Genomic DNA, 14,021 nt, shown 5'->3' with positions numbered 1-14,021 from the left:
CGTACGCCATGCCTCTCCATGCCTGCTCGACAGGCCGGGGGCATGACTGTTGGTGATCCCGCTGCGACCGGGCCGGCACCTCATCTAACGTCAGAGTGTTCATATTTGGCGTGATTGGTCGGGAAGGTGCGGCGATGGGGGTGCGGAGCTGGTTCGAGGGTTGGCCGGTCTACCGGCAGCTCACCGGCACGGACCCGTTGGGCCGGGGTGCGGCGGCGAAGTCCGACGGGTCCCGCGCGCTGACCGCCCGCACCGACACCGCCGATTCGATGGCCCGTTCGGTCTGCCCGTACTGCGCCGTCGGCTGCGGGCAGCGGGTGTTCGTCAAGGACGGGCAGGTCACCCAGATCGAGGGTGATCCGGACAGTCCGATCTCGCGGGGTCGGCTCTGCCCGAAGGGTTCGGCGAGTAAGAGTCTGGTCACCAGCCCGCTGCGGCAGACCACGATCCGTTACCGCCGTCCGTACAGCACCGAGTGGGAGGACCTTGACCTCGACACGGCGATGAACATGATCGCCGATCGGGTTCTGGCCGCCCGGGACGAGACCTGGGAGGACGTCGACGCCGAGGGTCGGCCGCTCAACCGGACGTTGGGTATCTCCAGTCTGGGTGGGGCGACGCTGGACAACGAGGAGAACTACCTCATCAAGAAGTTGTTCACCGCGATGGGGGCGCTCCAGATCGAGAACCAGGCCCGTATTTGACACTCCGCCACCGTCCCCGGTCTGGGGACCAGCTTCGGTCGTGGCGGTGCCACCCAGTACCAGCAGGACCTGTCGAACTCCGACGTCATCGTCATCCAGGGTTCGAACATGGCCGAGGCACACCCGGTGGGCTTCCAGTGGGTGATGGAGGCGAAACGCCGAGGGGCGAAGATCTTCCACATCGACCCACGGTTCACCCGCACCAGCGCGCTGGCTGACTCGTACCTGCCGATCCGGGCGGGCACCGACATCGCGTTGCTCGGCGGGGTGATCCGCTACATCCTCGACAACGAGCTGGACTTCCGGGAGTACGTGGTCGCCTACACCAACGCGGCGACGATCGTGACCGAGGAGTACGTCGACACCGAGGACCTGCACGGGCTGTTCTCCGGCTTCAACGACGACAACGCCACCTACGACCAGGCCAGTTGGCGCTACCAGGGCCACAGCCAGAATCAGACGACCCGTGACAGCGAGACGCAGCGGGAAACCGCTGCCGGCCTGGAGAACGAGTCGCACGGCGCACCGGTCGGTGGCGAGACCGAACGCGACGAGACGTTGCAGCACCCGCGCTGCGTCTACCAGATCCTCAAGCGGCACTTCGCCCGCTACACCCCGGAGATGGTGGAACGGGTCTGCGGCATCCCGCAGGAGAAGTTTTTCGAACTGGCCCAGGCGTGGACGGAGAACTCCGGTCGGGACCGCACCGGGATGCTCGTCTACTCGGTGGGGTGGACGCAGCACAGTGTGGGTGTGCAGTACATCCGCACGGGCGCGATCATCCAGTTGCTGTTGGGCAACATGGGCCGTCCGGGCGGTGGCGTGATGGCGCTGCGGGGGCATGCGAGCATCCAGGGTTCGACCGACATCCCGACGTTGTTCAACCTGCTGCCCGGCTATCTGCCGATGCCGCACCATGCGGAGCACCCGAGCTTCGACGAGTGGGTGGACAGCATCCGTCACCCGGGGCAGAAGGGTTTCTGGGGCAACGCCCGCACCTACGCCGTCAACCTGCTCAAGGCGTACTGGGGCGATGCCGCCACCGCCGAGAACGACTACTGCTACGGCCACATGCCCCGAATGACCGGCGACCACGGCACGTACCAGCAGGTGCTCGACATGATCGACGGGAAGATCAAGGGGTACTTCCTGCTCGGGCAGAACCCGGCCGTCGGCTCCGCCCACGGCCGGGCGCAGCGGCTCGGAATGGCCAACCTCGACTGGTTGGTGGTCCGGGATCTGTTCATGATCGAGAGTGCGACGTTCTGGCAGAACGGTCCCGAGGTCGCGACCGGGGAGATCGTGCCGCAGGAGTGCCGTACCGAGGTGTTCTTCCTCCCCGCCGCCTCCCACGTGGAGAAGGAAGGGACGTTCACCCAGACGCAACGGCTCTTGCAGTGGCGGGAGAAAGCCGTCGAGCCGCCGGGCGACGCCCGCTCCGAACTGTGGTTCTTCTACCACCTCGGGCGCATCATCCGCGAACGGTTGGCGGCGTCGACCGCGCCGCGCGACCGGGCGTTGCTCGACCTCGCCTGGGACTACCCCACGCACGGTCCGCACGCGGAGCCGAGCGCCGAGGCGGTGCTGCGCGAAATCAACGGGTACGACGTGTCGACCGGCCGGCCACTGGCGTCGTTCACCGAGATGAAGGACGACGGCTCCACCGTCGGCGGCTGCTGGATCTACACCGGGGTGTACGCCGACGGCGTCAACCAGGCGGCCCGCCGCAAACCCGGCGCGGAGCAGTCCCAGGTGGCCCTCGAATGGGGGTGGGCGTGGCCGGCGAACCGGCGGATCCTCTACAACCGTGCCTCAGCCGACCCGGACGGCAACCCGTGGAGTGAACGCAAGCGCTACGTATGGTGGGACGCGGAGAAGGGCGAGTGGACCGGCTACGACGTGCCGGACTTCGAGAAGACCAAACCACCGACCTACCGACCGGAGCACGACGCCTCGGGCGTGGCGGGCATCGCCGGTGACGACCCGTTCATCCTCCAGGGTGACGGCAAGGGCTGGTTGTACGCGCCCACCGGGGTGCTGGACGGGCCGCTGCCCACCCACTACGAGCCGGTCGAGTCGCCGGTGCGCAACCCGCTCTACCGGCAGCAGGAAAACCCGACCCGCAAGGTCTACACGCACCCGATCAACACGTTGAATCCGAGCCCGCCGCAGGAGCACAGTCAGGTGTTCCCGTACGTGTTCACGGTCAGCCGGCTCACCGAGCACCACACCGCCGGCGCGATGAGCCGGAGCGTGTCCCCCCTCGCGGAGCTGCAACCGGAGATGTTCGTCGAGGTGTCCCCGGAGCTGGCCGGCGAGGTGGGGCTGACGCACCTGGGCTGGGCGCACCTGGTCACCAGCCGGGCGGCCATCGAGGCGAAGGTGCTGGTGACCGACCGCGTCACGCCACTGCGGGTGGATGGTCGGATCATCCACCAGCTCTGGCTGCCGTACCACTTCGGGTTTGAGGGCCTGGTCACCGGCGACTCGGCCAACGACCTGTTCGGCATCACCCTCGACCCGAACGTGCTGATCCAGGAGAGCAAGGTCGGCACCTGCGACATCCGGCCCGGACGACGCCCCAGCGGACAGGATCTGTTGGACCTCGTCGTCGACTACCGGCGGCGGTCGGGGAACCTCGTGCACCGCTACCCACCGATGGTCACGACCGACGTCGCCGACAGCAGCAGCGACCAGGAGGCCTGACCGATGCCCCACGCCAACGCCCTGTACGGGCCGCTGGACCCCGCACCGGACGCCGGTTACGAGAACCCGCCGCCGCGGATGGGGTTCTTCACCGACACCAGCGTCTGCATCGGCTGCAAAGCCTGCGAGGTGGCCTGCAAGGAGTGGAACGGCGTCCCCGAGAGCGGGCTCGACCTGCTGGGCATGTCGTACGACAACACGGGCGCGTTGACCGCCAACTCGTGGCGGCACGTCGCGTTCGTGGAGCAGCCCCGCTCGGTCGGCTGGGCGACTCCGGCGTTCGAGGAGGAACCCGACGGGCCATCGGTCAGCCCGCTCACGGCTGCCGTCGGCGCGCGTACCGGCGCCGACACCGGAACGTACCCGGGCCTTGCGCCCGGCGCGCCTGGCGCGGCGGCCCGCATGTCCGGCGGGCCGGAGTTTCTGGGGATGCCGGGTGCGCAGCCGCCGGGGCGGGGGTCGGGTGCGGAGGGTCGTACGGATTTTCGGTGGTTGATGATGTCGGACGTCTGTAAGCACTGCACGCATGCGGCGTGTTTGGACGTGTGTCCGACGGGTTCGTTGTTCCGGACGGAGTTCGGGACGGTGGTGGTGCAGGAGGACATCTGTAACGGGTGTGGTTACTGCATTTCGGCGTGTCCGTACGGGGTGATTGATCAGCGTAAGGGTGATGGTCGGGCGTGGAAGTGCACGCTGTGTTATGACCGGTTGGGTGCGGGGATGACGCCGGCGTGTGCGCAGGCGTGTCCGACCGAGTCGATCCAGTTCGGCGTTCTGGATGAGTTGCGGGAGCGGGCCGCTGCCCGGGTGGCGACGCTGCATGAGCGGGGTGTGCCAGAGGCGCGTCTGTACGGGCACGACCCGAACGACGGCGTCGGTGGTGACGGGGCGTTCTTCCTGCTGCTGGACGAGCCGGAGGTGTACGGGCTGCCGCCGGACCCGGTGGTGACCACCCGCGACCTGCCGAAGATGTGGAAGCGGGCCGGTCTGGCGGCGGTGACGATGGCGGTCGCCGCGGCGGTCGCGTTCCTGGGTAGGCGGCCATGAGCGACGAGACACCATCGAACGAGCCGGTCGGTGCCCGGTTCCGCGATTTCCAGACCGGCCTCGACCAGCCCGACGGGAAGCGCCACCGGCAGACCCCCAGACGAGGCGGGGACGGCGGTGAGCAGCTCACCGTGCCGCCGGCCGACTTCGCCTCCTATTACGGCCGGCCGGTTCTGAAACCACCGGTGTGGAAGTACGACATCGCCGGCTACCTGTTCACCGGGGGCCTTGCCGCCGGAAGCGCGCTGATCGGCGCGGGCGCCCAACTGACCGGACGACCCGGGCTGCGCAAGGTGGGCCGTTGGACAGCCCTCGGCGGCGTCGCCGCCAGCACGTACCTGCTGGTCCACGACCTCGGCCGGCCGGCCCGGTTCCACCACATGCTCCGGGTCGCCAAGGTGACCTCGCCGATGTCGGTCGGCACCTGGATCCTCGCCGCGTTCGGCCCGCTGGCCGGCGTGGCCGCCGTCGCCGAGCTCGCGCCGCTGCTCCCGCAGCACGGTGTGCTAGGCCTCGCCCGGCGGATCGCACCGCCCATCGGCAACGTCGCCGGCCTGGCCGCGGCAGCCACCGCGCCGGCGCTGGCGACGTACACCGGGGTGCTGCTCGCCGACACGGCCGTCCCGTCCTGGCACGACGCCTACCCATCGCTGCCCTTCGTCTTCGCCGGCAGCGCGCTCGCCGCCGCGTCCGGGGTCGGACTGATCGCGGCACCGGCCGAGGAGGCCGCCCCACTGCGGCGACTCGCCCTGGCCGCCGCGGCCGTCGAGTTTGGCGGCGGACACCAACTGGAGCGACAGGGCCTCAGCGGCGAGCCCTACACGCACGGACGCAGCGGCCGGCTGGTCAAGGCGGGCCGCGCCCTGCTCGCGGCGGGTACCGCCGCCGCGCTGGTCAGCCGACGCAGCCGGTTGCTGTCGGTGCTCTCCGGCGCCGCCCTGGTGGCATCGTCGGTCGCCACCCGGTTCGGCGTTTTCGAGGCGGGGCGGGTGTCGGCCCGCGATCCGAAGTACACGGTCGTGCCACAACGGGAGCGCCGCGACGAGAACCGGTCGACGATCACCCAGCTCTGAACGGATCGGCGAAAACAGCGGGCGCCCCTCGACGGGGCGCCCGCTGTTTCGATCCACATCCGGGCGGGACGCGTCAGCCGGTGAACAGCTTCGCGGCGGTGATGGCGGTCTGGATGATTCCGTACCCGAGGAGCACCGCGACCAGCAGCCACGACACCCAGAGTCGCCCGGTCTGGTTACCGACGCGCGGCGGCGCGGGCGGCTGGCTCTTTGGCCCGAGAGCGACCGGCTCGGTGACGGTGGCCTTCGCCACGGGTGAGGTCGGCCCTCGGCTCGGTTCGTGGAACCGTTCGGGCACGGAACGGACCAGCAGGTTCGCGATGAACCCGATGGCGAGGATGCCGACCATGGTGAACAGCGCGGGCCGGTACGCCGCCGCGGTGAGGGTGCCGGGCTTGCCCTGCGTGTCGAGGATCCCGTTGACGATCAGCGGACCGGCGACACCCGCTGCCGACCAGGCGGTCAGGATCCGACCGTGGATGGCCCCGACCTGGAAGGTGCCGAACAGGTCCCGCAGGTAGGCGGGCATGGTGGAGAAGCCACCGCCGTAGAAGGAGATGATCGCGGCGGCGATCAGCACGAAGACCGCGGTCGCGGCGTGGCCGGCCACGGCGAGCAGGAGGTACAGCACCATGCCGACCCCGAGGTAGACCATGTAGATGGGCTTGCGGCCGATGAGGTCGGACGTCGTGGACCAGACGAACCGCCCGGCCATGTTGAACAGCGACAACACTCCCACGAAACCGGCTGCCGCGGACACCGAGACCGTGGTGGCGGTCCCGTTGTCCCGGAAGAAGTCCTGGATCATCGGGCTGGCCTGCTCGAGGATGCCGATGCCCGCGGTGACGTTGCAGAAGAGCACGATCCACAGCAACCAGAACGATCGGGTACGCACGGCGTTCGACGCGGACACGCTCGCCCTTGTCACCAGTGGTTTGGTGGCGACGCTCGCGGGGTCGAAGCCGGCGGGGCGCCAGTCCGGCGCCGGCACCCGGACGTTGAACGGGCCGAACATCATGATCACGAAGTAGCCGATGCCAAACGTGACGAAGAGCGCAACGAGGGCATGCCCCGACGCGACGGCAGCCGGGTTGCTGGGGTTGTAGCCGGAGTCGTAGAGGGAGAGCAGTTGGCGCGCGAGCGGGCCGGCGATCAGGGCACCGCCGCCGAACCCCATGATGGCCAGGCCGGTGGCGAGGCCGGGACGGTCCGGGAACCACTTGATCAGTGTGGAGACGGGCGAGATGTAGCCGATGCCGAGCCCGATGCCGCCGATGACGCCGTATCCGAGGTAGAGGAGCCAGAGTTGGTGGGTCGCGATGCCGAGCGCGCCGACCAGGAACCCGGCGGCCCAGAAGCAGGCGGAGACGAACATCGCCCGGCGGGGTCCGTTGCGCTCCACCCAACGACCGCCCACCGCCGCGGACGAACCCAGCATGACGATGGCGATACTGAAGATCGCCCCGATCGCCGTCTGGCTGGTGTCGAAGTGCGCGATGAGGGAGTTCTTGTAGACGCTCGTCGCGTAGACCTGGCCGATGCACACGTGCACGGCCAGTGCGGCGGTCGGGATCAGCCAGCGGCTGTATCCCGGGGGAGCGACCGTGTGCCGGGGATCGAAGACCGACAGCATGGGCATCGTCCACACCTCCTGCGGCTGAGTGGGCCGCGACGTTGCCGAGCTGTCCGACCCGGCAGTTGGCCGAGCGACGCCGCCGCGGGGCGGCCTGGCGCACGTCTGGCGTCAGCCGGTTACCGGCTCAATCTCACGTTACGTGTCGGCCTGTTCACGCCAAGTGGTTACCGAAAAACACGGGATGGGGACGTGCCGAACGGGGGCGGGCCTACCGGCCCGCCCCCGACTGCTGCCGTACCGTTTCAGTGAATCGCGACCTTCGCCGCCGCCTCCTCCTGGGCGCGTCGTTCGTCCCCGCTGAGCGTGTGGAGCGGCTTCTCCTTGATGAACAGCACGACGAGCAGCGCGAGCAGCGCGATCGGCGCACCGACCAGGAAGAGGTCGGCGGTGGCGATGCCGTAGACGTCCTGCACGATGCGCAGCACCGGCTCGGGCAGGGTGGACAGGTCGGGCACCTCGGCGGAGCCACCGCCGGCGGTCGCCGCCGGGCCGAGCCGCTCGGTCGTCAACGAGGTCACCCGGCTTGCCAGGACCGCGCCGAGGGCGCTGACTCCGATCGCGCCGCCCATGCTGCGGAAGAACGTCAGCACGGAGGTGGTCGCGCCGAGCTCGTGAGCCGGCACGTCGTTCTGCGCGGCGAGCACGAGGTTCTGCATGAGCATGCCGACGCCGACGCCCAGCACGGCCATGTAGATCGACAGTACGACGACGCTGGTGTTGGCGTCGATGGTGCCCAGCAGCAGCATCCCGACGGTCATCACCGCCGCGCCGGCCACCAGGTAGGCCTTCCAACGGCCGTACTTCGTGATGAGCTGCCCGGCCACCGTCGACGAAACGAGCAGACCGAAGATCATCGGAAGGCTCATCAGGCCCGCGACGGTGGGTGACTTGCCCAGCGAGATCTGGAAGTACTGGGACAGGAAGACGGTGCCGCCGAACATCGCGACACCGACCAGCACGCTGGCGACCGTGGCCAGGGAGACCGTGCGGTTGCGGAAGATGCTCAGCGGGACGATCGGCTCGGCCGCCCGGGACTCGACGACCACGGCCAGCGCCAGCAGGACCAGACCCCCGATGACCATCAGGGCGGTCCAGCCGGAGGCCCAGTCGAACTTGTTGCCGGCCAGCGACGACCAGATCAGCAGCGTGGAGACGCCCGAGGTGATGAGCAGGGCGCCCAGCCAGTCGATCGTCGCCTTGCGGCGGACGACCGGCAGGTGCAGGGTGCGCTGGAGCAGGACGATGGAGATGATGCTGAACGGGACACCGATCAGGAAGCACCACCGCCAGCCCAGCCACGACGTGTCGACGAGCAGGCCGCCGATCAGCGGACCGGCGATGGTGCCCACACCGAAGACCGCGCCGAAGATGCCGGCGTAGCGGCCCAGCTCACGCGGCGGGATCATCGCCGCCATGACGATCGTGGCCAGCGCCGTCATCCCGCCGGCGCCGACGCCCTGGACGACACGGCTGAGCAGCAGGACCTCGACGTTCGGCGTGAAGCCGGCGATGAGCGAACCCACCACGAACAGCCCCAGGGACAGCTGGATCAACAGCTTCTTGCTGTACAGGTCGGCCATCTTGCCCCACAGCGGCACCGTCGCCGTCATGGCGAGCAGTTCAGTGGTGACGATCCACGTGTAGACGGTCTGACTGCCGTGCAGATCCGCGATGATCCGCGGCAGCGCGTTCGCCACCACCGTGGAGGCGAGGATGGAGACGAACATGCCGACCATCAGGCCGGAGAGGGCCTGGAGAACCTCACGAGGCGACATGCGCGTGCCGGCGTCGGCGCCGACGTCGGCGCTGTCGGCGGGCGGGGCGGTGGTGGTCATTGACGCTTCCTTGTCGGGTTTCTGGGGCAGGGGCTGGCCCCGGAGCTGATGCGGCGGGGCGGGAACGTGCGGGTCAGGAGGGGGATGGCGGATCCGCCAGGCCGCCGGCGATCGCGGCGAACGCCTCGTCGACGAAGTCGTGCAGGGGTCGGGCGTCGTCGCCGGTGGCCCAGCGCAGCATCGCGGTGCGGAAGGCGGCACCGGCGACAGCGACGACCAGCGGCGGGTGGCCGTGGTCGGGGCCGACGCCGAGGCGGGTGGCGACGACCGCGACCATGGCCTGCTCGGTCGCGCTGTTACCGGCCACCAGCCGGGGCAACAGCGCCGGGTTCTGGGCGATGACCGTCAGCCGCAGCCGCCACAACTCCCGGTCGGCCTGGATCGAGTCGATCGATTCGGCCAGGGCGAGCCGCACGGCCTGCAACGCTGGCACCTGCGCGGGGGCGGCCGCCAGACGCGCCACGACCGCGTTGCCGTCGAGCGCCGGATCGTCGGTGAGGGCCTCGTCCTTGCAGGTGAAGTAGTTGAAGAAGGTCCGTGAGGAGACGTCCGCAGCCTCGCTGATCTCCTCCACCGTGACCTGCTCCAGGCCGCGTTCGGCGACCAGCCGCAGCGCGGCGGCGGTCAGCGCGGCTCGCGTCTGCGCCTTCTTGCGGTCGCGCCGCCCGGTGGCAGGTTGGTCGGTGTCGGTCACGCGGGCGAGGCTAGGACCAAACTTGCACAGCCTGCAAGTTTTTAGACTGTGAAGTGATCTTCCTGACCGGGGACGCTAAGCGGAGATCGACGGACCCGGTCGTTCGGGGCGCGGCACGGCACCGGTGGTCTCCAGGATGAGCGCGGCGACCAGGTCCGGGTCGTCGCTCATCGGCACGTGCCCGCAGCGGGACATCGTCACCACCCGTGCCGCCGGCAGCCCCGCACGGGCCCGCTCGGCCTGGTGCACGCCGAAGATCCGGTCGCGGTCGCCCCAGCCGATGGTCACCGGCACCGCCGCCTCCGACAGCCGACGGCAATCGAAGCGATAGTCGCGGGCGGCTCGGGCCACGGCGTTGAAGCCCAACCCGCGTCGCAGAGCCAGCGCGTCGCCCAGCGCGCGCTCGACATCGAGCTGCGTGGGGCGGGCCAGCAACGGCGCGAAGCACAGCGCCCGGAGGTACGCCGAGCGCAGCGCGACCCGCATGACCGGCGTGGGCAGGTACGAGTTGGCCCGCAGCGTCCGGAGGATGGCCAGCGCCCGTCGGCGCTCCGCCGGGGTGAAGAAGCCGGCCGGGGAGAAGGCGGTGACCGAGGCGACGGCCCCGGTGGCGGCAAGCTCCAGGCCGATCGCGCCACCGAGGCTGTAGCCGGCGACGTGCGGACGCTCCAGCCCCCACTCGGCCAGGGCCGGCAGGACCCCGGCCACGGTGGCGGCCATGTCGGCGGGCATGCCGGCGCCGGGCACCGGAGAGTTCCCGAATCCGGGCAGGTCGAGCGCGATCACCTCGTGGTGGGCGGTGAGTCGGTCGAACACCGGCTCCCACGCCTGATGGCGGTGACCGATGCCGTGGAGGAGCACGAGCGGCTCTCCGCTGCCCGCCCGTCGGAAATGAATGCTCATGGCCGGTCTCCCACCGACGTCCTGCCGAAGGATCGCCCGAGCTGGCGCACCTCGTCCTCCATCTGGTCGACCATGCTCCGGCCACCGAACCGGGTGATCACCGCGTCCGAGAGGCCGCTCAGCACCACCGGCCGCAGCGCCTGCACCAGGGCGAGCGACCGTGGCACGTACACCTTGCGCTTGCGGCGCTCGATGCCGCGCAGCAGGGCCTCGACGCACTGCTCGACGGGTACGACGGTGGACAGCGGCCAGGGCAGCCGGCGCAGCGCCGTGCGGAACGACGCCAGGTCGTCACGGATGTCGCGGACCAGGTCGGTGTCGATCCAGATCGGATGCGCCGTACCCACGGTGACGCCGCGTGCACGCGTCTCCAGGCGCAGCACGTTGGCGAACTGCTCCACGCCCGCCTTGGACGCGCAGTAGGCGGCCATGCCGGGCATCGCCGCGAAAGCGGCGGCCGACGAGACGATCAGGACGTGGCCGCGGGCGGCGGTGACGTGCGGGAGCGCCGCGCTGACCGTACGGATCACGCCGCAGAGATTCACCTCGACGGTCCGGATCAGCGCGTCGACCGGGCCCACGGCGACGGTGCCGAGGTTCGCGATGCCCGCGTTGGCCACGACAACGTCGATGCCACCGAAGCGGTCCACCGTCGAGGCCACCGCGGCGTCCAACGCCGCCTGGTCGGTGACATCACACTCGTACCAGTGCGCGTCGAGCTCACCGCTGAGCTGCCTGAGCAGCTCACCTTCCAGACCGACGAGGGCGACCCGGGCCCCGCGGGCGGCGGCCTCGCGGGCCAGCCGGGCTCCGATGCCGCGCGCCGCGCCGGTGATGAACAGGACCTTGCCCGTCAGGTCATACCGCATCGGCGTGCTCCCGCTCCGGATCGTTGGGGGTGTCTCCGGTCGCGGCGATCCGGTAGTCGGCCGGGCGGAACCGGCGCAGCCGCAGGCGGAAGCTGGTGGCGAAGCCCGGCCAGATGGTGGTGTTCCGGCCGGTGGCGTCGAGATACCAGCTGGAACAGCCGGTCTGCCACACGGTGCCGGCCATCTTCTGGTCGACCCGCTCGGTCCAGCGTCGTTGCGCCTGCGCGGTGGGCTCGATGGCCTGGACGCCCTTGGCCCGCATGTGGCGCAGGGCCGCGAGCACCAGATGCAGCTGCGCCTCGATCATCAGCACCACCGAGGTGTGCCCGAGCCCGGTGTTCGGGCCGAGCAGGAAGAACAGGTTGGGGAAGCCGGCGATGGTCGTGCCCCGGTACGCGTGCATGCTGGGTGTCCACGCGTCGCCGAGACTGCGCCCGCCCCGACCGTGGATGCGCCGGACGACGGGGGAGTCGGTGACGTGGAAGCCGGTCCCGAGGATGATCGTGTCCGCCCGGTGGTGCACGTCGTCGTCGGTGACGAGGCCGTCCGGCACGATCCGGGCGATGCCGGCGGTGACCACGTCGACGTTCGGTCGGGTGAGCGACGGCCAGTAGTCGTTGGAGATCAGCACCCGCTTGCAGCCCATCGCGTACCGGGGGGTGAGCTTGTCCCGCAGTTCCGGGTCGGGCACCTGACGCCGCAGCGTACGCAGGGACAGGCGCGAGGCGAGGCGGTTGACCGCCGGGTGCAGGAAGCCCACGCCCATGCTCTCGCGTACCAGGTAGAGCCCGGCCCGGGCGGCCCGCTGCGCCCCGGGCACGGCGCGGAACGCGGCCTGCTCGACCCCGCTGATCCGGCGTGACAGCCTCGGCATGATCCAGGCGGGGGAGCGCTGGAAGAGCGTCAGCTTCTCGACCGTCGGCTGGATCTGGGGCACGAACTGAACCGCCGACGCCCCGGTGCCGATGACCGCGACGCGCCGGCCGGTCAGGTCGTGGTCGTGCTGCCAACGGGCGGAATGGAACACCGTGCCGGCGAACTCGTCGAGCCCGGGCAGGGCGGGCACGGCCGGGTCGCTGAGCGGGCCGGCGGCGCAGATCAGGACCCGGGCGCTGTGGTCGCCGCCGGAGGTGCGCACCAGCCAGCGTTGGCGCTGGTCGTCCCACCTCGCCTCCCGCACCTCGTGGCGCAACCGCAACCTCGGGCCTATGCCGAAGCGGTCGACGCAGCCGCGCAGGTAGTCCCAGATCTCCGGCTGGCCGGAGAACGTGTTCGACCAGCGGGGGTTGGGGGCGAAGGAGAACGAGTAGAGGTGCGAGGGGACATCGCAGGCGCAGCCCGGGTAGCTGTTGTCCCGCCAGGTGCCGCCGACGTCCGCGCCCCGGTCGAAGACGAGGAAGTCGGTGAAACCGGCCCGTTGGAGGCGAATGGCGGCGCCCAGGCCACCGAAGCCGGCGCCGATGATGGCAACGTCTGTCTCCATTCACTCCTCCGTGAGCCCGGGCGCGGACGTCGGGTCGGCCGCGGGTGGCCAGGGCGCGTCGCCCACCCCGGTGATCCGTACGCCGCCCCAGGGATCGATCTCGGCCAGTCGGGCGGCCCGGACGCGGTCGGCGATGCGTACCTCGACGTTGCGCCGGCCGGAGCGCAGCAGGTGGGCCACCCGTGCGTCGGGCTCGATCCGTCCGCCCCAGTGGAAGCGCCCGTCGACCGGCTCCCACCGCCCGCTCAGGTGCACCCGGACCGGGGTGCCCTCGACACCCGCCGGGCCGTGGTAGCTCACGGCACGATCCGCTCGTGGGCGCGGGTGAGCTCGTGCGGCAGGTCGGCGCTGGCCCGAACCCCCTCGATGCCGCTCCACAGCAGAGCGGTCAGGTAGTCGGTGAGGGCGGTCCGGCTGATCGGCTGGCCGTGCGTGGTCCACCAGTCGCCGACCGCCTGCACGAAGCCCACCAGGCCGTACGCCCACGGCTCGGCGGGGCCGGCGTCCAGGCCCAGCGTCCGGAGCCGGTCGCCGATCACCCGGGCGAGCCCGGCGGCCACCTGCCGGCTGGTGCCGGCGACCACCCGGTGGATGCCAGGATCACCGGACTGGTGCATCAGGAACCGGTAGAGCCTCGGCTCCGACTCGATCACGCCCAGGTAGGCGTCGATCGTCGCTTCGACCAGGTCACGCTCCTCGCGGACCTGTTCGACAGCGGGCGCGATGGTGTCGACCACCCGGGCCGCCACCACCTCGCTGACCGCGACCCAGAGCTGCGACTTGTCGGCGAAGTAGCGGTAGAGAACCGGTTTGCTGACGCCGGCGGCCGCAGCCACCTGCTCCATGTCGACCTCCGGCCCGTGCCGCAGCAGCGCCTGCACGGCGGCCCCGACAAGCTCCTGCCGTCGTTGCTCACGATGGTCTGCCCAGCGGTCTCGGCGGCCGTTGCCCTTCGCCTTCTGCTCGCCGTCAGGGGGTGGGGCCGACGGCTCGGATGCATTGACATCGGTCAGCGGCGATTGCATGCTACTAGTCGTAACAGTTACTGGCCGTCACGTCAATATGGAGGAG

At 70.2% G+C, this 14,021-nt stretch carries 10 protein-coding genes and 1 pseudogene; 3 read left to right on the top strand and 8 right to left on the bottom strand.

Going from position 1 to position 14,021, the window contains the following annotated elements:
- Window positions 1-134: 134 nt before the first annotated feature.
- The 3 genes and pseudogenes from fdh to nrfD form a co-directional block, all read left to right on the top strand.
- Window positions 135-3,383: pseudogene (fdh, locus tag EV382_RS10790) on the top strand (formate dehydrogenase); the annotation flags it as partial.
- 30 nt (window positions 3,384-3,413) lie between these two features.
- Window positions 3,414-4,457, top strand: a complete 1,044-nt coding sequence (locus EV382_RS10785) for a 4Fe-4S dicluster domain-containing protein (RefSeq protein ID WP_130401425.1) — start codon at window positions 3,414-3,416, stop codon at window positions 4,455-4,457.
- Window positions 4,454-5,530 carry an NrfD/PsrC family molybdoenzyme membrane anchor subunit gene (gene nrfD / locus EV382_RS10780; protein ID WP_130401424.1) on the top strand — a complete coding sequence of 359 codons (1,077 nt, stop codon included), beginning with the start codon at window positions 4,454-4,456 and terminating at the stop codon, window positions 5,528-5,530. Before EV382_RS10785 ends, nrfD begins: the two co-directional genes overlap by 4 nt.
- Before the next feature lie 73 nt (window positions 5,531-5,603).
- Here the strand turns inward: nrfD and EV382_RS10775 are convergent, their stop codons facing one another.
- From EV382_RS10775 to EV382_RS10740, 8 genes are all read right to left on the bottom strand, one after another.
- Window positions 5,604-7,163, bottom strand: a complete 1,560-nt coding sequence (locus EV382_RS10775; protein ID WP_130408678.1) for an OFA family MFS transporter — start codon at window positions 7,161-7,163, stop codon at window positions 5,604-5,606.
- Window positions 7,164-7,408: 245 nt separating this feature from the next.
- Window positions 7,409-9,001: an MDR family MFS transporter gene (locus EV382_RS10770; RefSeq protein ID WP_130401423.1), complete on the bottom strand. Its 1,593-nt coding sequence runs from the start codon at window positions 8,999-9,001 to the stop codon at window positions 7,409-7,411.
- Window positions 9,002-9,074: 73 nt separating this feature from the next.
- Entirely contained in the window at window positions 9,075-9,695 is a 621-nt protein-coding gene (locus EV382_RS10765) for an acyl-CoA-like ligand-binding transcription factor (RefSeq protein ID WP_130401422.1), read from the bottom strand.
- A gap of 75 nt (window positions 9,696-9,770) precedes the next feature.
- Window positions 9,771-10,598, bottom strand: a complete 828-nt coding sequence (locus EV382_RS10760; RefSeq protein WP_130401421.1) for an alpha/beta fold hydrolase — start codon at window positions 10,596-10,598, stop codon at window positions 9,771-9,773.
- Window positions 10,595-11,467, bottom strand: a complete 873-nt coding sequence (locus EV382_RS10755) for an SDR family oxidoreductase (protein ID WP_130401420.1) — start codon at window positions 11,465-11,467, stop codon at window positions 10,595-10,597. The genes EV382_RS10760 and EV382_RS10755 overlap by 4 nt, the downstream gene beginning before the upstream one ends.
- Window positions 11,457-12,950 (bottom strand): flavin-containing monooxygenase, encoded by a 1,494-nt coding sequence (locus EV382_RS10750; protein ID WP_130401419.1) that lies wholly within the window; start codon window positions 12,948-12,950, stop codon window positions 11,457-11,459. Before EV382_RS10750 ends, EV382_RS10755 begins: the two co-directional genes overlap by 11 nt.
- Entirely contained in the window at window positions 12,951-13,250 is a 300-nt protein-coding gene (locus tag EV382_RS10745; protein WP_130401418.1) for a DUF4873 domain-containing protein, read from the bottom strand.
- Window positions 13,247-13,975 (bottom strand): TetR family transcriptional regulator, encoded by a 729-nt coding sequence (locus EV382_RS10740; RefSeq protein ID WP_130401417.1) that lies wholly within the window; start codon window positions 13,973-13,975, stop codon window positions 13,247-13,249. Before EV382_RS10740 ends, EV382_RS10745 begins: the two co-directional genes overlap by 4 nt.
- Window positions 13,976-14,021 lie beyond the last annotated feature (46 nt).

The organism is Micromonospora violae (genome assembly GCF_004217135.1).
In the GTDB taxonomy this organism is placed as follows: domain Bacteria; phylum Actinomycetota; class Actinomycetes; order Mycobacteriales; family Micromonosporaceae; genus Micromonospora; species Micromonospora violae.
Note: the sequence above shows the minus strand (reverse complement) of the source record. Positions and strands in the feature narration are given on the sequence as shown.

Excerpts from the sequence above, each read along its gene's own strand:
- EV382_RS10785 (WP_130401425.1), top strand. The coding sequence starts at position 3,414 with ATGCCCCACGCCAACGCCCTGTACGGGCCGCTGGACCCCGCACCGGAC.
- nrfD (WP_130401424.1), top strand. The coding sequence starts at position 4,454 with ATGAGCGACGAGACACCATCGAACGAGCCGGTCGGTGCCCGGTTCCGC.
- EV382_RS10775 (WP_130408678.1), bottom strand. The coding sequence starts at position 7,163 with ATGCTGTCGGTCTTCGATCCCCGGCACACGGTCGCTCCCCCGGGATAC.
- EV382_RS10770 (WP_130401423.1), bottom strand. The coding sequence starts at position 9,001 with ATGACCACCACCGCCCCGCCCGCCGACAGCGCCGACGTCGGCGCCGAC.
- EV382_RS10760 (WP_130401421.1), bottom strand. The coding sequence starts at position 10,598 with ATGAGCATTCATTTCCGACGGGCGGGCAGCGGAGAGCCGCTCGTGCTC.
- EV382_RS10755 (WP_130401420.1), bottom strand. The coding sequence starts at position 11,467 with ATGCGGTATGACCTGACGGGCAAGGTCCTGTTCATCACCGGCGCGGCG.
- EV382_RS10750 (WP_130401419.1), bottom strand. The coding sequence starts at position 12,950 with ATGGAGACAGACGTTGCCATCATCGGCGCCGGCTTCGGTGGCCTGGGC.
- EV382_RS10740 (WP_130401417.1), bottom strand. The coding sequence starts at position 13,975 with ATGCAATCGCCGCTGACCGATGTCAATGCATCCGAGCCGTCGGCCCCA.